At 41.2% G+C, this 21435-nt stretch carries 28 protein-coding genes; 11 read left to right on the top strand and 17 right to left on the bottom strand.

The window, feature by feature from the left end; all coding sequences use genetic code 11:
• Positions 1-226 precede the first annotated feature (226 nt).
• From MKY84_RS06480 to mnhG, 7 genes are read left to right on the top strand one after another with little or no spacing between them, the layout of a single operon-like run.
• Entirely contained in the window at positions 227-2659 is a 2433-nt protein-coding gene (locus MKY84_RS06480) for a Na+/H+ antiporter subunit A (protein ID WP_342528766.1), read from the top strand.
• Positions 2646-3068: a Na(+)/H(+) antiporter subunit B gene (locus MKY84_RS06475; RefSeq protein WP_204591831.1), complete on the top strand. Its 423-nt coding sequence runs from the start codon at positions 2646-2648 to the stop codon at positions 3066-3068. Before MKY84_RS06480 ends, MKY84_RS06475 begins: the two co-directional genes overlap by 14 nt.
• A complete protein-coding gene (locus MKY84_RS06470; RefSeq protein ID WP_204591833.1) occupies positions 3068-3415 on the top strand; it encodes a Na(+)/H(+) antiporter subunit C in 348 nt (115 codons plus the stop codon). The genes MKY84_RS06475 and MKY84_RS06470 overlap by 1 nt, the downstream gene beginning before the upstream one ends.
• Positions 3408-4895, top strand: coding sequence for a Na+/H+ antiporter subunit D (locus MKY84_RS06465; protein WP_342528858.1), 1488 nt, complete (start codon positions 3408-3410; stop codon positions 4893-4895). The genes MKY84_RS06470 and MKY84_RS06465 overlap by 8 nt, the downstream gene beginning before the upstream one ends.
• A complete protein-coding gene (locus MKY84_RS06460) occupies positions 4895-5371 on the top strand; it encodes a Na+/H+ antiporter subunit E (protein WP_342528762.1) in 477 nt (158 codons plus the stop codon). Before MKY84_RS06465 ends, MKY84_RS06460 begins: the two co-directional genes overlap by 1 nt.
• The gene (locus MKY84_RS06455; protein WP_342528760.1) at positions 5371-5658 is read left to right on the top strand and encodes a Na(+)/H(+) antiporter subunit F1; all 288 of its coding nucleotides are present in this window, start codon (positions 5371-5373) and stop codon (positions 5656-5658) included. The genes MKY84_RS06460 and MKY84_RS06455 overlap by 1 nt, the downstream gene beginning before the upstream one ends.
• A complete protein-coding gene (gene mnhG, locus MKY84_RS06450; RefSeq protein WP_342528758.1) occupies positions 5636-6007 on the top strand; it encodes a monovalent cation/H(+) antiporter subunit G in 372 nt (123 codons plus the stop codon). Before MKY84_RS06455 ends, mnhG begins: the two co-directional genes overlap by 23 nt.
• Positions 6008-6018: 11 nt before the next feature.
• Here mnhG and MKY84_RS06445 read toward each other — a convergent pair whose 3' ends face one another.
• A complete protein-coding gene (locus MKY84_RS06445) occupies positions 6019-7524 on the bottom strand; it encodes a leucyl aminopeptidase (protein WP_342528756.1) in 1506 nt (501 codons plus the stop codon).
• Positions 7525-7636: 112 nt separating this feature from the next.
• Here MKY84_RS06445 and MKY84_RS06440 point away from each other — a divergent pair, with 112 nt between their 5' ends.
• Positions 7637-8113, top strand: coding sequence for a divergent PAP2 family protein (locus tag MKY84_RS06440; RefSeq protein ID WP_342528754.1), 477 nt, complete (start codon positions 7637-7639; stop codon positions 8111-8113).
• Between the two features lie 43 nt (positions 8114-8156).
• Here MKY84_RS06440 and MKY84_RS06435 read toward each other — a convergent pair whose 3' ends face one another.
• The 6 genes from MKY84_RS06435 to MKY84_RS06410 form a co-directional block, all read right to left on the bottom strand.
• Positions 8157-8480, bottom strand: a complete 324-nt coding sequence (locus MKY84_RS06435; protein WP_342528751.1) for a YuiB family protein — start codon at positions 8478-8480, stop codon at positions 8157-8159.
• A gap of 94 nt (positions 8481-8574) precedes the next feature.
• Positions 8575-8700 carry a YuiA family protein gene (locus MKY84_RS06430; RefSeq protein WP_342528749.1) on the bottom strand — a complete coding sequence of 42 codons (126 nt, stop codon included), beginning with the start codon at positions 8698-8700 and terminating at the stop codon, positions 8575-8577.
• A gap of 121 nt (positions 8701-8821) precedes the next feature.
• Positions 8822-9328: an NUDIX hydrolase gene (locus tag MKY84_RS06425; RefSeq protein WP_342528747.1), complete on the bottom strand. Its 507-nt coding sequence runs from the start codon at positions 9326-9328 to the stop codon at positions 8822-8824.
• A 112-nt stretch (positions 9329-9440) separates the two neighbouring features.
• Entirely contained in the window at positions 9441-10655 is a 1215-nt protein-coding gene (locus MKY84_RS06420) for an NAD(P)/FAD-dependent oxidoreductase (protein WP_342528745.1), read from the bottom strand.
• A 438-nt stretch (positions 10656-11093) separates the two neighbouring features.
• Positions 11094-11456, bottom strand: coding sequence for an iron-sulfur cluster assembly accessory protein (locus tag MKY84_RS06415; protein ID WP_342528743.1), 363 nt, complete (start codon positions 11454-11456; stop codon positions 11094-11096).
• A 69-nt stretch (positions 11457-11525) separates the two neighbouring features.
• Positions 11526-11759 carry a NifU family protein gene (locus MKY84_RS06410; RefSeq protein WP_342528741.1) on the bottom strand — a complete coding sequence of 78 codons (234 nt, stop codon included), beginning with the start codon at positions 11757-11759 and terminating at the stop codon, positions 11526-11528.
• Positions 11760-11839: 80 nt separating this feature from the next.
• On the opposite strand from MKY84_RS06410, the gene MKY84_RS06405 reads away from it, so the two are divergent.
• A complete protein-coding gene (locus tag MKY84_RS06405) occupies positions 11840-12163 on the top strand; it encodes a YuzD family protein (RefSeq protein WP_342528740.1) in 324 nt (107 codons plus the stop codon).
• A gap of 312 nt (positions 12164-12475) precedes the next feature.
• On the opposite strand, the gene MKY84_RS06400 is transcribed toward MKY84_RS06405, so the two are convergent.
• Together MKY84_RS06400 and MKY84_RS06395 are read right to left on the bottom strand one after the other, a co-directional pair.
• A complete protein-coding gene (locus MKY84_RS06400) occupies positions 12476-13033 on the bottom strand; it encodes a hypothetical protein (RefSeq protein WP_342528738.1) in 558 nt (185 codons plus the stop codon).
• 347 nt (positions 13034-13380) lie between these two features.
• Complete coding sequence (locus MKY84_RS06395) at positions 13381-14448, bottom strand: NAD(P)/FAD-dependent oxidoreductase (RefSeq protein WP_342528736.1); 1068 nt, start codon at positions 14446-14448, stop codon at positions 13381-13383.
• Positions 14449-14574: 126 nt separating this feature from the next.
• Here MKY84_RS06395 and MKY84_RS06390 point away from each other — a divergent pair, with 126 nt between their 5' ends.
• Positions 14575-14811: a YuzB family protein gene (locus tag MKY84_RS06390; RefSeq protein WP_342528734.1), complete on the top strand. Its 237-nt coding sequence runs from the start codon at positions 14575-14577 to the stop codon at positions 14809-14811.
• 39 nt (positions 14812-14850) lie between these two features.
• Here the strand turns inward: MKY84_RS06390 and MKY84_RS06385 are convergent, their stop codons facing one another.
• Together MKY84_RS06385 and MKY84_RS06380 are read right to left on the bottom strand one after the other, a co-directional pair.
• On the bottom strand, positions 14851-15612 hold the full coding sequence (locus MKY84_RS06385) for a TIGR01457 family HAD-type hydrolase (RefSeq protein WP_342528732.1): 762 nt from the start codon (positions 15610-15612) through the stop codon (positions 14851-14853).
• Positions 15599-16060 (bottom strand): DUF86 domain-containing protein, encoded by a 462-nt coding sequence (locus MKY84_RS06380; protein ID WP_342528731.1) that lies wholly within the window; start codon positions 16058-16060, stop codon positions 15599-15601. The genes MKY84_RS06385 and MKY84_RS06380 overlap by 14 nt, the downstream gene beginning before the upstream one ends.
• Before the next feature lie 74 nt (positions 16061-16134).
• Between MKY84_RS06380 and MKY84_RS06375 the strand changes: the two genes are divergently transcribed.
• On the top strand, positions 16135-16401 hold the full coding sequence (locus MKY84_RS06375; protein ID WP_342528730.1) for a DUF3055 domain-containing protein: 267 nt from the start codon (positions 16135-16137) through the stop codon (positions 16399-16401).
• A 36-nt stretch (positions 16402-16437) separates the two neighbouring features.
• Here MKY84_RS06375 and MKY84_RS06370 read toward each other — a convergent pair whose 3' ends face one another.
• From MKY84_RS06370 to MKY84_RS06345, 6 genes are read right to left on the bottom strand one after another with little or no spacing between them, the layout of a single operon-like run.
• On the bottom strand, positions 16438-17454 hold the full coding sequence (locus MKY84_RS06370; protein ID WP_342528729.1) for an ABC transporter ATP-binding protein: 1017 nt from the start codon (positions 17452-17454) through the stop codon (positions 16438-16440).
• Entirely contained in the window at positions 17451-18248 is a 798-nt protein-coding gene (locus tag MKY84_RS06365; protein WP_342528728.1) for an ABC transporter permease subunit, read from the bottom strand. Before MKY84_RS06365 ends, MKY84_RS06370 begins: the two co-directional genes overlap by 4 nt.
• Positions 18248-19120 carry an ABC transporter permease subunit gene (locus MKY84_RS06360; RefSeq protein ID WP_342528727.1) on the bottom strand — a complete coding sequence of 291 codons (873 nt, stop codon included), beginning with the start codon at positions 19118-19120 and terminating at the stop codon, positions 18248-18250. Before MKY84_RS06360 ends, MKY84_RS06365 begins: the two co-directional genes overlap by 1 nt.
• A complete protein-coding gene (locus MKY84_RS06355; protein WP_342528725.1) occupies positions 19104-20336 on the bottom strand; it encodes an ABC transporter substrate-binding protein in 1233 nt (410 codons plus the stop codon). Before MKY84_RS06355 ends, MKY84_RS06360 begins: the two co-directional genes overlap by 17 nt.
• A complete protein-coding gene (locus MKY84_RS06350) occupies positions 20333-20986 on the bottom strand; it encodes a TVP38/TMEM64 family protein (RefSeq protein ID WP_342528723.1) in 654 nt (217 codons plus the stop codon). The genes MKY84_RS06355 and MKY84_RS06350 overlap by 4 nt, the downstream gene beginning before the upstream one ends.
• On the bottom strand, positions 20983-21435 hold the full coding sequence (locus MKY84_RS06345; protein ID WP_342528721.1) for a DUF1499 domain-containing protein: 453 nt from the start codon (positions 21433-21435) through the stop codon (positions 20983-20985). Before MKY84_RS06345 ends, MKY84_RS06350 begins: the two co-directional genes overlap by 4 nt.

Here is a 21435-nt window from a genome sequence, read left to right as displayed (position 1 = left end):
ACTCCATATACACGAAGCAGCAGATTCTTTAGAATTCAATCTAGAGAAACTGCTGTTTTTATTTTTGGGTCGTTTTTTTTGCATTTTTTGCTTTCTTCATATATATAAGCCTTTAAAGTCGCTTCACTACTAGGTTCTGACATGTGCAATTACCCCCTGAGTACGTTATACTTTTAACTAGGGTGCATTACTTTTCTATCACTCTAACTAAGAAAGGGGACTCTTTATGCTGCTTTTTATGGCAATTCTATTACCAATTTTTCTTGCCGTAGTTATACCGTTTGCATATAGATCGATTAAATCGATACATACGGGCTGGTTTGTATTACTAGCACCAGTTCTGCTTTTCCTGTTTTACTTGCGCTTTTTATCTCCTATTCAACAAGGAGAAGCTCAATTAGCAAGTGTCTCGTGGGTGCCTTCCCTCGACTTCAATTTTGACATTCATATTGACGGCCTGAGTCTCCTGTTCTCATTATTGATTACTGGTATCGGCTCGCTCGTAGTCCTCTACTCGATCTTCTACTTAGACAAGACCAAAGAGAAGCTCGGTAATTTTTATGTCTACTTATTGATGTTTATGAGCGCTATGCTAGGTGTTGTTCAATTTGACCATACCATTGCTCTTTATTTCTTTTGGGAATTAACTTCGATTTCTTCCTTCTTATTAATTGCTTATTGGTATAAAAAAGATGCCTCTCGTTTTGGCGCATTAAAGTCCATGATGATTACAGTCACTGGCGGCTTAATGATGCTTGTAGGTTTCCTCATTCTTTATGTTTTGACAGGAACTTATTCGATTCGAGAAACAATCGCTCAAGTGGATACAATCGTAGATGCCCCACTCTTCACAGTGGCTATCGTCCTGGTCTTACTTGGAGCATTTACAAAATCTGCTCAATTCCCGTTCTACATCTGGCTTCCAGATGCAATGGAAGCTCCGACACCTGTCAGCGCCTACCTCCACTCGGCTACCATGGTAAAAGCTGGCCTTTATCTAGTGGCTCGTTTTACACCGGTATTTGCTTTTTCGGAAGTTTGGGTTTGGCTCGTCACAGGGATTGGTCTTCTAACCTTGTTCTGGGGTTCATTCTTTGCGGTTAAACAAACAGATTTAAAAGGGATTCTTGCCTTTTCAACTGTCAGTCAACTAGGTTTGATCATGTCGCTTTTAGGCCTTGGTGGATTTGCCTACCTCGTTACAGGTAGCGCAGTCGAAACCTTCACGTTTGCAACATTCGCAGCAATTTTCCACCTCTTTAACCATGCTACTTTTAAAGGAAGTCTCTTTATGGTGGCTGGTATTGTGGACCATGAAACGGGTACGCGTGATATAAGAAAACTTGGCGGCTTGATGAGTTTAATGCCCGTTACGTTTACAGTCGCTATGATCGGCAGCCTATCGATGGCGGGTCTTCCCCCATTCAATGGATTCTTAAGTAAAGAAATGTTCCTAGAGGCTGTACTCAGTCTTCTTGAAGCAGATGTCACTATGATGACTATCGCCTATTTAGTGCCCCTTGTGGCTTGGGTTGCGAGCGTCTTCACGTTTATCTATAGTATCTACTTTGTTTGGTATACATTCATGGGAACTCGTAAAGAAGAAGAGTTGCCGAAAGCACCGCACGAAGCACCGATTGGTATGCTGATTTCGCCAGTTGTTCTAGCTTCACTAGTAGTCATCGTGTTCTTTATTCCAAATGTCATTGGTGATTGGCTCGTGAAACCTGCAACAGCCGCGATTCAATCAACTACCTATACAACCGCTGCAGACATTGACTTTTACATCAAAGCTTGGCACGGTTGGGATTCTCCTGCCTTATGGTTGACTGTAGGTGTAGTTGTCGTCGGATTCTTGCTTTATAAGTTCTTGCCGAAGTGGCAACCAATCTATTCGAAATGGCCTGAGAAGTTCACACTAAACCGTGGCTATGACACGTTAATGGATGGTTCGCTCAACTGGAACCGCGCTCTATCTGACCGCTTTATGACAGGTTCTATTCGTGATTATTTAGTTTATATGTTTGCTGGGATGGCTATTCTCGGTATCACTACCCTGTTCACACAAGGTGGGTTTGCCATTTCGACTGATAACCTTGCACCTATTCGTCTATTCGAAGTTGTGTTAACAATTATATTAATCGGTAGTGTGATGGCGATCTTGATTACTTGGTCACGTCTAACAGCTGTTATCGCACTTGGTAGCGTTGGGTACACAGTTGCCCTGTTTTACGTCATCTTTAAAGCACCCGATTTAGCATTAACACAGTTAGTGATCGAAACAATTTCGGTAGCCCTGTTCTTAACAGCGTTTTATCACTTACCAAAGTTAGATAAGTATTACAAAGGCAAAGAAGACAACCGCTTCCGATTTGGAAACTTTTTGATTTCTGTTGCCGTGGGATTAACTGTTACATTAATCGGAATTAGTGCTTACTCTCAACGTCAACTGACTTCAATCTCTGAGTTTTACAAAGAGACTGTTTACACAGAAGCAGGTGGCGGAAATATTGTAAACGTAATTTTAGTGGATTACCGTGGTTTTGATACACTCTTTGAAATTGGCGTATTGATGATTGCTTCAATTGGAATCATCAGCATGATCAAGCTTCGCCTGCAAAAGAAAAAGAAGGGAGCAGTTACAAATGAAGTCGAATGATTTAATTTTACAGACGACCACACGCGTCACATTCTTCATTATCTTCCTGTTCTCGATTCATATCTTCTTTGCAGGACACTACACGCCAGGTGGAGGATTTGTCGGTGGCCTTCTGATGGCATCGGCGATTGTACTCCTTCTACTTGCGTATGATTTTAAAACTGTAAAGGAAGTACTTCCTTTCAATTATCTCGCCATGACAGCTATTGGTATGATTGTTGCAGTTTTAACTGCAGCTGGAGCTATTGTATTTAATGTCCCTTTCTTCACACATTGGTACGACTATTTTGATATTCCTTTACTTGGTGAGACATCGATTCATACTGCCCTATTTTTTGATATTGGGGTATACCTAGTCGTTGTTGGAATAACACTTACAATTATTGAAATGATGGGAGGCGACAACTGATGGAAATCATGATGGCGATAATAGCCGGATTCTTATTCAGTGCAGCAACCTATTTGATTCTTTCAAAAAGTTTATTGCGCATTATCATCGGAACAGGCTTATTGAGTCATGGAACTCACCTTCTTCTTTTAACAATGGGTGGATTAGGAGGAAACAAACCTCCCGTTGTTGGTGAAGGAGTAACCGTTGCAGATTATGCAGATCCACTCCCACAAGCTTTGATACTAACTGCAATTGTAATCGCATTTGGTGTAACAGCTTTTGCACTTGTTCTTGCTTACCGTACGTACCAAGAAATTGGAACGGATAATATGGACCATATGAAAGGCAGGGGTGAAATTGATTAATTTAGTCGTTCTTCCAATCATCGTCCCGCTTTTGATTGGTACTGTTTTATTACTATTTAGAAATAACCTAACCGTTCAACGCATCGGAGGAATTGTCGGTGCACTACTGACATTGGTTATTTCCGTTGTATTGCTTACAAAAGTATATACAGATGGCATACAAGTTGTAACATTAGGTAGCTGGGATGCTCCATTTGGTATCTCACTCGTCTCAGATATGTTGAGTGTACTTTTAGTCACCTCTTCGTCTCTCATCACATTCGTCGTGCTGTGGTATTCTGTCTATGCATTAGGTGAAGAGCGAGAACGCTTCTTCTTCTACCCTGCTGTTCTCTTTATGTTATCTGGGATCAACGGGGCATTTACAACAGGAGATATATTCAACCTATTTGTATTCTTTGAGGTATTCTTGATGGCTTCTTATGTGTTAATTGCACTTGGAGGTAAACGAATCCAACTGCGCGAATCGATGAAATATATCATTGTAAACGTAGTGGCTGCCGCTCTATTTGTCATTACCATTGGATACATCTATTCAGTAGCTGGAACATTAAATATGGCCGATTTATCAGTAAAGCTTGGAGAAATCGGAAGCATGGGCGTAATTTCTACGATTGCTATCATGTTCTTGGTAGTGTTCGGAATTAAAGCTGGGATCTTTCCACTTTATTTCTGGTTACCAGGCGCATATTATGCCCCTCCCCTTCCAATACTCGCATTATTTGGTGCGTTATTAACGAAGGTTGGGATTTACAGCATTGCACGCGTCTATACACTCATCTTTACAACAGATGTTGCATTCACACATGACATGTTAATGATGTTGGCGATCGCCACCATTATTTTTGGTAGCATAGGAGCGCTCGCTTATATGGATATCAAAAAGATCATCATCTACAATATCGTCATTGCAGTAGGTGTCATCCTATTTGGTTTTGCAGCGTTTAACACCACTGCCGTAACAGGCGCTACGCTTTATCTTGTCCATGATATGTTAGTGAAGGCTCTTCTCTTCCTCATGATCGGGGTGCTGATTCTTATTACTGGCAAGACAAACTTGCGAGAAATGGGTGGTCTGATTCGTCACTATCCGACTCTAGGATGGACCTATTTGGTTGCTGTATTTGCACTTGCAGGTATTCCACCTCTAAGTGGTTTTGCCGGTAAGATTTTAATTATTCAAGGTGGATTAGAAGGCGGGTTTGTTTGGCAGTCGATTGTAGTTGCAGCTTCAACAATGGTCGTATTGTTATCTGCGATTCGTATCTTCATCTACGCTTTTTGGGGTAGTGAGAAACCCTTCAACGCTCCTCCTAAAAAAGCGTATAGCCAATACATGGCTCCAGTAGTTGTATTATTTGTTCTCGTAATGGGTTACGGAGTATTCATCGAGTTCTTGACACCCTTCTTCTTAGAAGCGGGCCGTCAATTAATGGATCCTTCATTCTATGTGGATGCAGTGTTAGGAGGGAACAACTAATGGCAATTCAAATACTGTTAAATGTGTTTATAGCATTTGTTTGGATGTTCCTATCCAACTCATTTACAGCTGCTACATTTATTATTGGGTACATTTTAGGTCTAGTCATGTTATTCATGCTTCGCCGTTTCTTTTCAACCCGTTTTTATCTGGAACGCGTTGTGGCGGTTGCCAAGTTGATCTTGCTGTTCCTCAAAGAATTGGTAGTCTCAAATATTGCGGTTCTTCGAGTGATTTTAAAGCCGAAAATGAATATCCGACCGGCCATCTTTGAGTTAGAAACACAGTTGAAAGAAGGTTGGGAGATCACATTATTATCTCTTTTAATTACATTAACTCCTGGAACAGTCGTTATTAACATCTCAGAAGATCGCACAAAACTATATGTGCATACACTTGATTTAGATGATGTAGAAGATACAGTAAATTCTATTCGTAACACATTCGAAAAAGCAATTATGGAGGTGAGTCGCTAATGAACATGTTCCTCTGGATTGCTGTTGGTGTCATTAGTTTAAGTCTAGTCGGATTTCTTTATCGACTGATAAAAGGTCCGTCGACTCCTGACCGCGTGATTGCACTTGACTCAATGGGTGTAGGATTGATTACTCTTGTCGGATTGTTTTCTATTCTCTTTGATTCTCCTTTCTTTTTAGAAGTCGTGCTACTCCTAGCTATCATTGCCTATATCGGTACAGTAGCATTCTCTAAATTTACAGAGAAGGGAGTGATTATTGAAAATGACCGAGATGCTAATCAATAGTCTAATCATTCTCTTTATCACAGTTGGCGTTTTCTTTATCCTAGTAACAGCAATCGGGTTGATTCGATTACCCGATGTCTATAGCCGGGCACATGCCGCTTCAAAAAGCGCCACACTGGGTGTCATGGCCATCTTAATCGGTGTTTTTCTTCACTTCTGGTTAATTGAAGACAATTTTAATCCACGCATTATCTTGGGGATTGTCTTCCTCTTTATCACAGGACCTGTAGGAGGACATATGATGGCAAAAGCCGCATACTTCTCTGGTGTCCCGTTAGCAAAAGAAACCGTTAGAGATGATATGGAGGCATTAGTGGCAAAAGACGCCACAAAAAAAGAGCAGCTCTAGGCTGCTCTTTTTTAGTTGTCTTCTGTTGCTAAACGCTCAACGAATGAGGCAAGTGTTCGTACCATAACACCTGTACCACCTTTAGGTCCTAAATCATGCTCACTTGGTGTTCCTGAAGTGCCAGCAATGTCTAAGTGAATCCAAGGTGTATTTTCTGCAAACTCTCCGACGAATCCTCCACCAAAGATCATATGACCATCACGGCCTGGTGAATTGTTTAAGTCTGCCACTTCACTCTTACGGATTCGCTTTTTATCGCTTTCCGTCAGTGGTAAACGCCATACAAATTCACCTGTTTCGATAGAAGCTTCCATAAATTCTTCGAAAAGAGCTTCATCATTTGTTAAAGCGCCTGTTTTATCCATACCAAGTGCTACGATGACGCCACCTGTCAATGTTGCTACGTCTACGATAGCTGTAGCCCCTTGTTGTTTTGCATACGTAACTGCGTCTGCAAGGACTAAGCGTCCTTCTGCATCTGTATTTAAGATTTCAATTGTTTTTCCACTCATGGAAGTGATCACATCATCAGGTTTAAACGCATTCCCTGAAACCATGTTATCTGTAGAAGCGATGACTGCAATAACGTTCTTGTTCGGCTTCGTTTCTCCGATGATGCGCATCGCACCAAGAACTGCAGCAGCTCCTCCCATATCGCCTTTCATCCCAACAATACCGTCTTTAGGCTTTAAAGAATAACCACCTGTATCAAACGTGATTCCCTTACCGACTAAAGCGATTGGGTCTTCCCAATTATCAGTTGCCTGATGCTTTAACACGATCAAACGTGGCTCTTCTACAGATCCCTGATTAACAGCGAGAAGGGCTCCCATACCAAGCTCTTCAATTTCTTCTTTTCCAAGAATATGCGTCTCAAAACCATATTCTTCTCCAAGCTCACGTGCGTACTCCCCAAGCTCTGACGCTGTCAGAATGTTTCCTGGCATATTAACAAGCGTGCGTGCTTCATTCACAGCTTCTGAATAAACTAGACCGACTTCAAAGTAAGACACGATCTCTTGCTCATCTGCTTGGCTAAGAAGTTCAACAGCTGCTAAATCAAAATCTGTATCATGGACAGTTGTTTTGTAATCAAGTACTTGGTAAGTTCCCATGCCTAGCCCTTCTCCAGCCAAGAAAGCTACATCTTGTTCAGAAAGTTCTTCGTTAACGAACGAAGGCACTAAAATTGAAACTTCTGAATAGCTTTTCTTAAGTAACGTTTTCCCTACACGACCAAATAATTGACGTAGGCTTTCTTCTGTAAGCTTTTTACGGTTTCCAAGTCCCACGAATAAAATGCGTTTGACCGATGAATCAGTTGCCACGTGGAAAGTTGTAATTTCTTTTTCTTTTGTAGAAAGATCTTTTGATTTAATAAGGTCAGTAATCTGTGGACCAAATGTGCTTGTGAATGCGTCCCAGCCTTCGACTTGTTCACTGTGTGTGCTTAGACCGACTACTAACGTTTCGTATTGAATTTCAGCTAAATTTACTTCATTTGTTAAAATAATCACGAACCATTCCTCCTTTGTGTACTCGTTTTCTATTATACCTATTCTATTTGGGTCTCGCCAATTTTCTTGTGCTATACTACAAGTACTACGCTAGAAAAAGGAGCGATCCATCATGGAAATTTTTCAAAATATCCCTTTATGGACAGCACTATTTGCCATTTTTTTCGCTCAGTTCGTGAAGATACCTATTCATTATTTAGTATCTCGTAAAGTGGATGCTGCTCTTTTTACATCTACCGGAGGAATGCCTAGTTCCCACTCAGCTGCGGTAACTGCCCTGACAACAGCAGTAGCATTTGAAGAAGGCCTCGATTCTACCATGTTTGGTATTTCAGCCATATTCGCTGTAATTGTCATGTTCGATGCAACAGGCGTTCGTTTCCAAGCTGGGCAACAAGCCATTATCATTAATCAACTACGGGCAGATCTTCACAATTTCTATGAGCATACAAAGGATTGGCCTAAAAAGAAAGAAGAAGAAAAGATTCAAGAACTTAAAACTTTATTAGGCCATAAGCCGATTGAAGTGTTCATGGGTGCTTTAACGGGAATTGCTATTTCGGTCATTCTTTATTCGCTGATACTATAAAAAAGATCCATCTCGCAAAGAGTTGCGGGATGGATCTTTTTGATTAAAACATTTGATAGCCGTTTTTACGAAGATAGCGACTAACAAGACCGGCAATAATGGCCCCTAGAAGTCCTCCACCCAAAATAACGTAATCCGCTACGTGAAGATTAGAGATTTTAGTCACTAATGCTGTAAAGGCAGTGACTGGTTGAACAAAGTAATCGAAAAATCCAACATCATCAATAATCAGTATTACAACGATTGGGTATACAATTGCCATAAACCACGTCATGCGCAATAACATATTTAATAAAAAACCTATTCCAAAAAACATTACAACGAAAAGCAACATTGATATAATCAGTTGCGGCAATGAAAAGTCCATGATTTTCCCTCCGTGTCATCTTGTATAAGTGTACTCGAAGACCGGGGGCATTTCAATGTAAGCCGCTCTGATTCACCTGATTGTCAAAATTGCTTTATTTTCTGCCTGATCCTTGGCATACCGTACAAGTCTCAGAGCCGCCTAGGCGCAGTTGGAAATAGCCGTTCCCTTTACAGTATGGGCAATGAGTTGGATTTGCTGGTTTTCTGAATTGTGTCATATGAAAAACTCCCTTATTTTTAGTTTTAATATTCTGATAATATATCATATATGAAAAAACGTGTAAAGATATTCAAAGGAGTTTTTTGATAATTCGAATTAAATATTACGAAAATGTGTCCTTAGTCGTGTTCTGATGCTGTGAACAGTTTATAACTGCTGTACCCAAATACCGGACCTGGATCCAGCCCTTCACGTGTTTCGAAGCCAGCATCTTGATTGACTCGTAAAAACACCTTTATCATCGTCGTAGTTCGCTCATCTGCTAATAACTGCTCAGGTGTCATCCAGCGGGCTTCATATAACTCTTCAAGTTGAGGATGTGGTTGCTGTTCCGAATCTACTGGCTTCAAGAAGAAGATAGCCATGTTGTCACTAATTTTCTCTTTAATCACACCGCTTCGGAAACCTATTAGCTGTATAACGTTTGCATCGATTCCTGTTTCTTCTTTAATCTCTCTGAGTACCGCTTGATCAACGGTTTCATTCCCTTCTACAAATCCTGCTGGCAAAGACCATTTTCCATTCAGCCCACCGTACCGCTTTTGAACAACGAGCCATTCACCTTTAGAGTTGATCACAATCCCTGCAACACCTAACCAGACGTTGCCTCTTTCTTTACGTGACATAGTATTCCCCTCCCTGTTTTTTAGTATACCCGAAAATAAAAAAAGAGTGGTTTCTCCTCCTATTGGCCACAAAAAAACAGCCGCAAATTCTGCGACTGTTTGAAAAACATTTTTATAGTAAGTTCAATTTACCTTTTTTCATAACAAGTGGTGCTCCACCGATCATGTACAAAGCACGGTTATCGATGACTTTTTTCATGATAGCTGCTTTAGTTCCTGTGATTTTACGACCCATCACGTCACCGATTGCATCATGCTCACCAAGTGAACAAACAGAACCTTTTAATTGTGGCACAAATGCATGCGTCTCTTCATTTTTCATTAGAGACATTAAGTTGTCTGCAATTGTTTCTGCTTGTTGCATAGCAATTTGAGCTGTTGGTGGGTATGGACGGTTAACTTCTTCATTGATCAACAATGCGCAGTCTCCAACAATAAAGACATCTGGGAATCCTGGAGCACGCATGTCTTTGTCAACTTTGACACGAGCACGCATGTTTTCGATACCTGATGTTTCAATTAGACGGTTGCCTCGAACTCCAGCAGCCCATACAACTGTACCTGCTTTAATGAAATCAAACTGTTCTTCGCCAGTTTTGATTTTAACACCTTCAGGAGTAGCTTGAACAACTGGTGTTCCAATCGAGAATTCAATGCCTTTTGCTTCTAAATGACGTATTGCATAATCTACTAGTTCTGGATCAAATCCAGGAAGTACCATTGGTGCAGCTTCTACACAAAGAACACGCACTTTTTCTTGGGGTACATCATATTCTTTGCATAGTTCTGGAATGCGGTTGCCAAGCTCTCCAAGGAATTCAATTCCTGTAAAGCCTGCTCCACCTACAACGATAGTTAGACGACTGTCATCTTTCACTTCATCTTGAGACCACATAGCGAATTGGTACTCGATATGTTGACGAATTTGACGAGCTGCGCCAACGTTTGCAATAGATAACGCATATTTGTCTAAGCCTTCAATGCCGAATGTTTCGCCTTCAAAACCAAGTCCAATAACTAGATAGTCATAAGTATGCTCGCCTCGGTCAGTTGAAATTTTTCGAGCATTCACATCGATACCAGTAACAGCTGCTTGAACAAATTCCACTCTATCGCCGTTTAAAACGCTTTTGATGTCATAACGTACATCTTCAGGAGAAAGTGTACCTGCTGCTGCTTCGTGCAACCAAGTCGACTCATAATGATAGTCATTTTTGTTGATTAATGTGATATCTGCATCATTTGCATTTAATTTTTTTTGTAGATTTACGGCAGTTGAAAGTCCGCCATAGCCTGCTCCTAGAATTAAAATCTTAGGTCTATTCATGGTACCGCTACCACCTTTTAGTTTATATTTTCACTCATTTGCCGCCAATCGGTTGCAAACACTTACTTTCTATATTAGCCCTTTTGGAATAGAAGTTCAATGAATACTTGTTTCGAATTAAACGTTTGCAATTATTCAAAAACTTAAGTACTTATTAGGCTTTACACAGAATTAGAATTTTATAAGCGGATACAGACTTAGACAAAAATAAAATCAGCAGGTTCTCGAGGTTCCATTCCTGAGAATCTGCTGATTCGATTGCATTGAGTTCCGTTCCAGGGCTGCGTTCCGTGGGCGCGTCGTGAGTCTCCTCGTCGCATACGCTCCTGCGGGGCCTCACGTAACGCTTTTGATCCCACTGGAGTCAGCCCTTCCACTACACTCAACATTTATTAACTAATTTGGATCCATTACTATGTTTGTTCCGGTGTCTTTATATTAACAATTTTCAGGAGTACCTTGCTTCGTTGCTGTACGGAATGAAGAACCACAGCCACAGTTTGCGATGGCATTTGGATTTTCGATTGTGAAACCGCCACCCATGAGTGATTGCTTGTAATCAATCTTAGTACCCATCAAGATGCCAGCGTCTTCTTCAGCTACAACTATTGGCACCTCATGCTGCTGGTCTTCTCGGTCATCTATCGCTTTTTCGTGTGTAAAGCTCATGCCATAGGATAAACCACTGCATCCTCCACCGTTCACAGAAACTCGGAGGAACGCCCCTTGTTCTTCGTTGTGTTCCATCATCTCTTTAACACGAAACGCTGCCGCTTCGGTCAGATCCACTACGTGAGTCATGTTTGTTTCCCACCTTCCCTGTTGTTTGAAACAAAAAGACAAGGCAGGTGCCCTGTCTCGATTAATTACTTAAAATACTTGCTCAACTTCTACTACACCTGGTACTTCTTCAAGTAATGCGCGTTCAATACCAGCTTTTAGTGTAATCGTTGAACTTGGGCATGTACCACATGCGCCTAGGAGACGTAATTTTACGATACCGTCTTCAATATCTACTAATTCACAGTCCCCACCATCGCGGAGTAGGAATGGGCGTAATTTATCGAGTACTTCTTGAACTTGTTCATTCATTGTATCAGTCATTTCTTTCGACTCCTTTCACTATTTCCTATTATAATTGGATAGAACAAAAAAATCCAATAAAGAAATTGGGGTCGGGGATAATGAAGGAAATTACTTTGAGAGTGTATGGGGCAGATGTGATTTGTGCGAGCTGTGTCAATGCTCCCTCATCTAAAGATACCTATGAGTGGTTAGAGGCAGCGATTGCACGTAAATTTGTTGATCACAACATTACTTTTCACTATGTGGATATCGAGCAACAATCACAGAGAGACGTGGATGGCGAGTATATTGAGCAAATTCAAAACGACGAGTTGTTTTATCCATTAGTTACGATTGAAGATGAAGTTATTGGTGAAGGTTACATCCAGTTAAAGCCTGTGTATTCGGCATTAGAGCAACATGGGTATGTAACTGCGGAATAACTTCTTCAGCTCAACTCAATATCTTAAGATAATGGCTGGGTCTGCTCAAATGAATGGGCTCAGTTTTTTTAAATGATATTAATTAAAAGCCGTGTTACATTTTTCTCATACCCCATTTTAATTAAAAAAGAGCAAGAGAACGTTGATATAAAAACGTTCCTTGGCTCGATTAATCGTTATGTTTATTATAGTAGCTAGGTTTTTCATGAGCTCTCACAATTTTTTAAAATGCTATATATACTGATTTCCTTCTATAATTTTGCAAATAAGATTGCAATCACTATTAATACTTTCTTCATAGTGTTTTTACCCTTAATTTGCTATTAATGAATTTATTTCATTTATCTCATCTAATGATAATTTTGAGTTACCAAATGGCAGAGCTGCCAATTCTCCATGATGACCGTTTGTAACTCCTAAGTATACTTTCTCAGTCGAATAATCATATAGTAAATTGATGTTAATCTTATCTTCTCCAGCTTTATTTACAATATCCCCCTCAAGTCCTCCACTCAAAATGACTTTGCCATTAGATAATGTAACTTTATACACCATTCCTTCAAAATTAAAATCGAAGTTTCCTTCCGGAAGATGTAAAACTCCTTGTCCAGTAGCCGAAAGTTCAGTGAATCTAGAGTTCTCTTGTCTAACAATTAAGTCATTTATCTTGAAGTTAATAGAGCTTTTATCTAAATCCCGACCGAACTTTTCATTGTTAAACTCAATTAAATCGGTTTGATTTGTCTTTAAATCTTCATAGAAAGTTAGATTGATCTTCTCATTAAATACTAGTTTTTCGTCTCTCTCGAAACCAAAACTTAATACAACAATAACTATCATTACAATTCCAATAATTGCGTATTTTTTCATTTAAGTCCCCTCCATTACCTTAAATTACCATGATGAGATATATAATAATAGTTTAATTAGGACTAGCAAATTTTTTATTTTCAAAAAAAATTATAATAACGAGAATAATATAATGATAAATTTGCAAAATACTAAATATATTTTATGTATCATGCAAACATGGAGATGTCACCGGTGATGTCTCTTTGCATATTACTGAGTAATTGCAAAAAAGAGCCGTGGAATCACTTGGAATTTATTTCAATGATAATCTTTAGAGCGCAATCTCCGAAGGAATGTGACTTTTCACTTCAAATCATTAAAAAAAGAGCCCAAGAACGTTGATATAACAACGTTCTTTGGCTCAATTAACCATTATGCTTTTTGTAATACCATAGTAATCCGGATTTCATTAGACGTGCGATGCGACCTGTTACAGACATATCTGCAAGGTATGCGAATCCTTGTTTCTTTCCGAGGGAGCCCATGAAGCCCTTCAACTTAATATCTGGTAGTTTTTCAGGAAGCGTCTCGCCGTTCCATTTAGCTTTAAGTACATGGACGATTTGTTCAGCTTGTTCTTCAGCAAGCTGTGCACTAGGTGCAAATGGTAACGAAGCACAGTCACCTACGACATAAATATGGTCATCAAGAGGCAAATGATGGTGAGGTGCTAAAATAACACGCCCCGAACTATCTTTCTCTCCTGGTAACATGCGAACAGGTGCAACTGGTTGAATCCCAGCTGTCCAAACTACTGCATCCACTGGAATCGTTTCATCGTGGTTATGCAACATTTTTTCTTCGACTTTAGTGATATTGGAATTGCTAATGACTTCGACTTCGTTTTCATCGAACCATTTCTTGACGTAATTACTTAAGCGCTCTGGGAAGTCACGAAGAATTCGTGGACTGCGATCAAACAGTTTAATACGCAAGTCTGGACGAGATTCACGTAATTCACTTGCCAGCTCAATCCCACTAAGACCAGCTCCAACGATTCCCACTATGGAATTCGAAGGTAGATCTCCAAGTGTCCGATACGTTTGGCGAGATTTACCGATTGTTTGAATACTCATCGTGTAGATATCTGCCCCAGGAACTCCGTGATACTTGTCTTCACAGCCTAACCCAACGACTAAATCATCATACTTAACAGCTTCCCCACCCTCAAGTAGGACTTCTTTGTTTTCAGAGTCAATCTCAATAACTTCTCCATATTTCATATGAAGTCTTTCACTCACTGGAAATGATACACGAACATCGTTATCAGAAACAGTTCCTGCAGCAAGTGCATAAAATTCAGTTTTTAAACTGTGGAAAGATGTGCGATCAATCAAAGTGATTTCAACATCTGACGGTAAATTATTTGGTAGTAAGCGCAACAAAATACGCATATTTCCGTAGCCGCCACCGAGCAGTACTAATTTTTGCATATGAAAACTCCTCTTCATACATTGTCACATTAAGTATAAATGATTGTGAGACATTTCACAATAAGTCACAACAATTGACGACTTTGTAGAAATGCAGTAGCATCAACTTGTAGCGAGGTGAACACGATGAATCCCATGGTGGAATTTTGTATAAGTAACATTGTCAATGGCGCACAGGAAGCTTTTGAACAACTTGAAAAAGATCCGAATCTTGATGTTTTGGAATATGGATGTACAAGCAATTGTACAATCTGTGCTGACACCCTTTTTGCAGTAGTCAATGGGGATATCGTCCGCGGAGAGACACCTCAAGAACTTGTCGATAATATTTATACGTTTATAGAAGAAAATCCTCTATTCTAAAAAAACAGTGCTCCCCATAATACAGGCGCACTGTTTTTTTTAAAGTAAGTCAGTTAATTTTTCAACAAAGTGGGTCACAGGTATTGCTTGCTGACGAATCGTTTCAGGACGGTCTACTCCTGAATTGACATGAATCGTCGCAATTTCATAATTGATTCCTGCTAGAAGGTCTGTTTTACTATTGTCCCCGATAAGCACCATGTCTTCTTTAGTAACACCCGTTGCCGATTGAATCAGCTCCAGCATGATGGATGACGGCTTGCCACAAAAAATAGCTTGAGTTTCAGTTGAATACTCGACAAGTCGGACGAACGCCCCGTTTCCAGGAAGCAGGCCTTGATGAGAAGGAAACGCATGATCTGGATTGGTGGCAATGAGTTTAGCTCCTGAGCGCACCTCTAAACATGCTTGAGCGAGCTTATCATACGTAATCCCTTTATCAATTCCCATAACGACGGCATCTGACCCTTGTTCGGTTAACGTAAGACCTGCTTCGGTCAGTTCATTTCGGAGTGATTGGGTTCCAATGACATAAACCTTGGCATTTGGAAAATCGCGTTTCACATAATGCGCCGCTGCCATTCCAGAGGTGTAAATGTAGGTCTCTTCCGTTTGAATGCCAAAGCCTTGTAACTTATTTTTGATTTCTAAGCGGGACATGGATGCGTTGTTCGTGATATAAAAAGGTTCGATGCCACGGCGTTGCAATTCATGTATAAAGGCAACTGCTTCAGGTATTGGCTCTACACCTTTATAAACTGTCCCGTCTAAATCTAGACAGACTATCTTATAATTGAACATTGGAATCCTCCGGCAAAAATGCTGAGACAGGACCAAGTTCATTGATTAAATACTTACGTACTTGTTTAGGGAATTCAACCAATACGGACAAATGCTCCGTGAGGACACTATCAACCTGCACAGCGTCTACTGCAAAGTAATCACGAACTACTGCTTTTCGTAATCCTACAATGGCTTTTAACCCCTCTTCCATATCGGCAGTAACCACTTTCTCATCCACTAATATATCAATGATGTCTTCATAGCTTCCTGGATCCCGCATGATGAAACCATCGATCATACTGTTGCCAATATCTAAAATAGCTTCAATAGTTGAACCCGCCACTCGCTCCAAGATAAAATGACTTTCTGGATAACTCGTCCATTGAGATTTGTTTGTATATACCGTTGTTAACTCTTCTAAATGAGCTGCAATTTTTTCAATACGTTTACGGTCGACAAAATACATATGCAGTTCCTCCTGTTTGTATACGATTCACCTCTATAGTACCATAGGATTGACAAGAACTTGAGGTGAACACTATGGAACGTTTTTATTTATATGACGATGTCGAAGATACAAAAACTCGCTTTGTGAGCTTTACAGGAGAAACGCAGCGCTATGACTTAGCGATTCTGCAAAGTACGCGCTTTTTCGGGAAAGTTTTGGTGATGGATATCCAATTCAACCGAATGGCGATAATCGGTGCCGATGATGTAGAAGAAGAAGGTTATCTGGAACACGCCTTCAACCGAAATACGGTAGAGGCGGAAGAACTTCGAGAGTATTTACGCGAATTACTAAACTAAAAAAAGAGGATTGCGGCAACTGCTGCAATCCTCTTCTTAGTTGCTGAGTAAATGATTCACAGCAGGAAGCCCAATCGTGACTCTGCTGCCCACTTTTAACTGCGTTGCTTGAGGTGACAACGTTCGAACGACTAACTCTTGTTCCTCAGCGATGACTACCGCTTCCGATTGTCCTTTATGATGATAGACCTGCTTCACAACCGCTTCACACGTACCCGTCACTGTAATCGCTTCTGCCGGAACAACCCAGTGATAACGACCCGCTGCGAACTTACGATGGTTTTTTACGAGACCAAATGGTGTTACAATTTTCTCCTCACTCACTTCTACAGAAACAAAGTTTTTGTGACCTAAAAACTTAGCTACTTCCAAACTACTTGGCACTTCATACAATGTTTGAGGATGTCCTAATTGTAAGATCGTCCCTTCTTTCATAATGGCTAACCGATCAGACAAGTAAAACGCCTCTTCTTGATCGTGCGTTACACAAATAGTCGTAAGATTGTATTGCCGTTGAATTGCTTTCACTAAGTTCTGCATTTCTACCTTCAATAGTGGATCAAGAGCACTAAATGGTTCATCTAATAACAGGATCGTCGGCTCTACAACCAATGCGCGTGCGAGGGATACTCTCTGTTGTTGCCCCCCTGATAAATCGGCGGGATAACGATTTTCAAACCCCACCAACCCAACCTGTTCCAAAACAATTGCTGCTCGAGCCGCTCGTTCTTTCTTTGGAAATTTTCGCATTCGCAAACCAAAAGCAACATTTTCTTCTATCGTCATATGAGGAAATAAGTGCGGTTGTTGAAACATCATCGCAAAATTTCTTTGCTCGGAAGGTATTGATGTCAAATTGTCCTGTTCAAGAAAAAGCTTTCCATCGACTGGTTCAATTAGACCTGCTATAAGTTTAAGAAGAGTCGTTTTTCCGCACCCAGAAGGCCCGAGTAATGTAAAAAATTCTCCTTGTTGAATCTCCAGTGACACTGGTGACAGTGAGAAGCCGTCTTTATACGATTTTTCAAGTTGTTCAAGCCGCAAATAACTCATGAAAATTTTCTACCTCCCTTAGCTGAGTAATAGCTACGTAGTCCCCCATCAAGCACTAAAAAAAGTGCAAGTGCGACTGCTGAAAAGACTAGCGTATAGGCCGCCCCTATGGCTGGGTCGCCACCATTTAGGAATGGGAACAACAATATGGGAAGTGTAATGACTTGGCCCGCACCAATCAATAACGTCACGCTGTACTGACTTAACGAAATCAACATGCTGAGCACCAATCCGGCGGTAAGGCCAGGCACAAGATGAGGGAGCATCACATGGATAAAGCGTTGCCACCTTCTTGCCCCTAAAATCCGCGCAGCATCTTCCGCATCCTTATTCAATGTCTGAAAGCTAATCATGGCAGCCCTAATGACATACGGCATGGAAGGAGCTAAGTGGACCAAAATGACTCCTAGCACCGTTTCCGTAAGTCCTAGTCTTAAAAACGTGAGGTGAATTCCCATCACAGCTGCTAAAGCTGGGACAAAAATCGGTGCAAGCAAGACAGCCTCTATCAAACTTTGAAAGCGCAAAGATCTTCGAGTGAGGGCATAAGCTGCAGGCACTCCAACCACGATATTGATAAGCGTTACCCAAAAAGCAATCCACAAACTTAGCAGAATAGCAGAAATGGTTTTAGAGTTTGGTGAAAATACCGCTTCCCACGCACGAAAACTAACGCCTTCAGGGATGAGGGTCGGGAACCGCCACACTCCGCCAAAGCTTGCAAGTAGCGCAGGTAGAAAAGGTAGTAGAAACACAAGAGCTAGTATAAGCAGAACTATTCTCGATTTTCTCATCATTCCCACCCCCTTGCGTAAGCTTTACGGTAGAAACGATGAGCTATAATGCCCACGAGCAAGGCAAGAGCTGTTAACAACCACATGATCACTAAAGCTTCTGAGCGATCCGAAAAACTCCCACTTGTATACAGTTGATAGGCATAGACAGGTAGAGTAGCAGGATAGGTCACACCGAGAAGGTAAGGCACTTCAAACGAGGACAATGTATAAATGAACACAATTAAACTAGCTGTTAAAATCGCTGGACGTATGGCTGGCATAAGAACAAAGCGTATGTACTGAAAAGTAGAAGCACCGTAAATTTTTGCAGCCTCGTACCAACTATCTCCTATACGAGCGAGCACAGGATACACGAGTAGCGCAATAAAAGGCGCTTCCTTCCAACTGTAAGTCAAAATCATCCCAAGCCCAAAGGAATCATTTACCAAAACGGGAAATTGAGCAGGTGTTTCCAGCCATCCTAAAGCAAATCCCATTCTTGATAGAAGCCCACTTTGAGACAATAATAAAATGAAGAAATAACCTGCCGCAAGGTGCGGTATCGTCAATGGCAATTGAATCATACGAAGTAACCACGAGTTCTTCACACGTCTCTGAACAGAATAAAGCGCTAGTGCCACAGTAACTCCCAGTAAAGTGGCACTAACAGTTGATAAGAGTGCTACTCGCACAGTTAAGGAGAGGGAGTCCAAAAACGTATTACTTGTGATCACATCTTGGTACGCAACGAGTGTAAATGAAGTGGCGCCAACTGCTGGAAAATAGCCAAAGCTTTTTAACAAGCCATCGACCAACCCTCCAAAAAATAATAAAAGTGTGAGAAGCAACGCTGGTAGTACTAGGCTATAACGTTTAATTCTGTGCCACATTCTCCACCCAGCCTTCCTCTATCCATTCCACGTAAATAGATGGAATCTCAGCTAACCGTTTCGATTCTAGTTCTTCAATCGATAAGGAGGAGTCTCCTAAATCAATCGCAGTAAATAAATTCTGTTGTTGTTCGGACAAGCGAGAGAAATCAATGACAGGTAAATCTCCCCAATTGGCCGGATCTAATTTAGCAGCTTGTGCTTCCAGTGACAGCAATTCATTAATGACTACTGCAGCCCCTTCCACATTGGGTGCATTGAATGGAATCGCTAAATAGTGCGTGTTTGATAATGTGCCCCTATCAAAAACAAATGTACGGGTGGTTTCAGGGAAACGAGCGTTCTGAACCTCAGCTGCTGCTTTGATTGGATCATACGCCATAGTCATCACCACTTCGCCATTTGCATACAGTTGATCGAGTCGCGCTAAACTCTCTGGATAAGTTTCTCCTTGACGCCATAGATGGGGCTCTAAGTCATTTAAATAGTCCCACACAGGCTGCATCAGCTCATCCACAGCCCCTTGGTCAAGAGGTTCTTCACTCATGAATGCCTCGCTTCCAACCACTTCTTCAAGAACTTGTCGGACAAACGCACTTCCCGTAAAGTCAGGCAATGCCGGGTATGTAAATTGTCCTGGGTTTTGTTGCACCCATTGACCAAGTTCCTCTATCGTCATTGGATAGGCTTCAACGTCCGCTTCGTTATAAGTCATGACAAATTGCGCTGTACCCCAAGGTGCTTGAAGATTATCGACTGGGATACCAAAATCTTGTGCGATTTGAGGTGCCTGTTGATCGACAAACGCTTGCACATTTGGCAACTTGTCTGCAAAGGCTTGCCCTAACAATTCATTTTCCTTCGCATTCTTGAAGTTTTCTCCGTTTATCCACATCACATCGATGCTGCCAGTCGTTTTCCCTGCAGTCTTTTCATCTAGTAATTGAGTCAAAATTTCTTGAGTATCATTCACTGGCACCCGATTTACAGTTATCGCATACTGCTCTTCCACTCGCGGTGTCACCCATTCATCAAAGTAGCTATTGATGGATTCACTCCCACCCCACATATACAGATTTACAGTAGTGTCTTCTGCTTGTGCCTGTATCTCTGACCAGTCTTGTGAAAAGTCAACTTGTTCTCTAGTTTCCTGATCTGCACAACCAGCCAATGCCAGAATTACTAAACTTGTTGACGCTAAAATTCGTCTTTTCATCCCATTCCTCCGTCGCGTTCTTTTGAAAGCATTTTTTTACGAATAGCAAGGCTAATTACTGTGAATAAAACGACTACAAGCACCGCTGCAGCAATCACTCTCCAGTCGCCTTCTAGTAAGCTTCCTCCCAAAAAGTTGTAAGCCACGGTCCCTGGGAACATACCGATGACTGTGGCTAGCGTATAGGGAATCCATTTGACACGTGCTAAGCCAGCCACATAACTGACCACATCAAAATTCAAAAAAGGAACGAGCCGAAACCACAGAACATAGACAAAGCCATTCTTCTCCATTTGAAGCTGAGTTTTTTTAAGACGTTCTGTAGGGGCTGACTTGTTCCAGATTTTACTCAAGCGTTCAGCCATTGCATAGCCAACTAAAGCGCTTAATGTAGCACCGATTAATGTATAAAGGGTACCAAACCAAGCACCAAACAAAACACCGCCTGTTAGCGTCAAAATCGAAGCGGGAAAGAACACAAGAGGTCGTATGGTATAAACCAGGATATAAACTACAGGTGCCCACGGTCCTAATGAGTCAATCCAGCTCTCGATGCCTTGTGCAGACAGTGCGGGTATCGAATTGACGAAAAAAGCTACTGCAATAAACAAAAGCAGCAAAGCAATCGCTATCTTTTTATTGCGTGTCATTTTGAGGCTTCCATGTAAGCAGAACGAATAGTTTCATATCGCTTGCGGTTAACACCATTATCAGAAATCCCAATACGTGCCCCTGAGCGCACATGAATCACTTCTTCGCCTTCACGGATTGCAAATTCAAGATCATCTTTAAATTTCATTAACTTGGTGGTGGCGACTGCATGGATGTACCGAGGTTCATGCGTAATTACCTCAATGGACTCAGTAGACTCAAGCACTTTTAGTAAGCGCGCAACCGATTCTCCTTCCGACCCAATGAACGGAAGCGGTTCAATATAGGCAGCTTCTTTGTCTGATTGTGAAGAGACCGCATTGGGGGTCATCGGCAGTTCCCGAAGATTGCCGTTTTCTGCCCCTAAATCACGAGGTTGTGACCACATTTTCATCATGCCTCCTGTTACTAAAATTCCTGCTAACGTTACACCGACTTGCCATTTCAT

This window comes from Chryseomicrobium sp. FSL W7-1435 (assembly GCF_038595005.1).
In the GTDB taxonomy this organism is placed as follows: Bacteria; Bacillota; Bacilli; order Bacillales_A; family Planococcaceae; genus Chryseomicrobium.
Note: the sequence above shows the minus strand (reverse complement) of the source record. Positions and strands in the feature narration are given on the sequence as shown.

Coding starts and splice junctions, on each gene's coding strand:
- MKY84_RS06480 (WP_342528766.1), top strand. CDS start 227: ATGCTGCTTTTTATGGCAATTCTATTACCAATTTTTCTTGCCGTAGTT.
- MKY84_RS06475 (WP_204591831.1), top strand. CDS start 2,646: ATGAAGTCGAATGATTTAATTTTACAGACGACCACACGCGTCACATTC.
- MKY84_RS06470 (WP_204591833.1), top strand. CDS start 3,068: ATGGAAATCATGATGGCGATAATAGCCGGATTCTTATTCAGTGCAGCA.
- MKY84_RS06460 (WP_342528762.1), top strand. CDS start 4,895: ATGGCAATTCAAATACTGTTAAATGTGTTTATAGCATTTGTTTGGATG.
- MKY84_RS06455 (WP_342528760.1), top strand. CDS start 5,371: ATGAACATGTTCCTCTGGATTGCTGTTGGTGTCATTAGTTTAAGTCTA.
- mnhG (WP_342528758.1), top strand. CDS start 5,636: ATGACCGAGATGCTAATCAATAGTCTAATCATTCTCTTTATCACAGTT.
- MKY84_RS06440 (WP_342528754.1), top strand. CDS start 7,637: ATGGAAATTTTTCAAAATATCCCTTTATGGACAGCACTATTTGCCATT.
- MKY84_RS06435 (WP_342528751.1), bottom strand. CDS start 8,480: ATGGACTTTTCATTGCCGCAACTGATTATATCAATGTTGCTTTTCGTT.
- MKY84_RS06430 (WP_342528749.1), bottom strand. CDS start 8,700: ATGACACAATTCAGAAAACCAGCAAATCCAACTCATTGCCCATACTGT.
- MKY84_RS06425 (WP_342528747.1), bottom strand. CDS start 9,328: ATGTCACGTAAAGAAAGAGGCAACGTCTGGTTAGGTGTTGCAGGGATT.
- MKY84_RS06420 (WP_342528745.1), bottom strand. CDS start 10,655: ATGAATAGACCTAAGATTTTAATTCTAGGAGCAGGCTATGGCGGACTT.
- MKY84_RS06415 (WP_342528743.1), bottom strand. CDS start 11,456: ATGACTCACGTAGTGGATCTGACCGAAGCGGCAGCGTTTCGTGTTAAA.
- MKY84_RS06410 (WP_342528741.1), bottom strand. CDS start 11,759: ATGACTGATACAATGAATGAACAAGTTCAAGAAGTACTCGATAAATTA.
- MKY84_RS06405 (WP_342528740.1), top strand. CDS start 11,840: ATGAAGGAAATTACTTTGAGAGTGTATGGGGCAGATGTGATTTGTGCG.
- MKY84_RS06400 (WP_342528738.1), bottom strand. CDS start 13,033: ATGAAAAAATACGCAATTATTGGAATTGTAATGATAGTTATTGTTGTA.
- MKY84_RS06395 (WP_342528736.1), bottom strand. CDS start 14,448: ATGCAAAAATTAGTACTGCTCGGTGGCGGCTACGGAAATATGCGTATT.
- MKY84_RS06390 (WP_342528734.1), top strand. CDS start 14,575: ATGAATCCCATGGTGGAATTTTGTATAAGTAACATTGTCAATGGCGCA.
- MKY84_RS06385 (WP_342528732.1), bottom strand. CDS start 15,612: ATGTTCAATTATAAGATAGTCTGTCTAGATTTAGACGGGACAGTTTAT.
- MKY84_RS06380 (WP_342528731.1), bottom strand. CDS start 16,060: ATGTATTTTGTCGACCGTAAACGTATTGAAAAAATTGCAGCTCATTTA.
- MKY84_RS06375 (WP_342528730.1), top strand. CDS start 16,135: ATGGAACGTTTTTATTTATATGACGATGTCGAAGATACAAAAACTCGC.
- MKY84_RS06370 (WP_342528729.1), bottom strand. CDS start 17,454: ATGAGTTATTTGCGGCTTGAACAACTTGAAAAATCGTATAAAGACGGC.
- MKY84_RS06365 (WP_342528728.1), bottom strand. CDS start 18,248: ATGAGAAAATCGAGAATAGTTCTGCTTATACTAGCTCTTGTGTTTCTA.
- MKY84_RS06360 (WP_342528727.1), bottom strand. CDS start 19,120: ATGTGGCACAGAATTAAACGTTATAGCCTAGTACTACCAGCGTTGCTT.
- MKY84_RS06355 (WP_342528725.1), bottom strand. CDS start 20,336: ATGAAAAGACGAATTTTAGCGTCAACAAGTTTAGTAATTCTGGCATTG.
- MKY84_RS06350 (WP_342528723.1), bottom strand. CDS start 20,986: ATGACACGCAATAAAAAGATAGCGATTGCTTTGCTGCTTTTGTTTATT.
- MKY84_RS06345 (WP_342528721.1), bottom strand. CDS start 21,435: ATGAAATGGCAAGTCGGTGTAACGTTAGCAGGAATTTTAGTAACAGGA.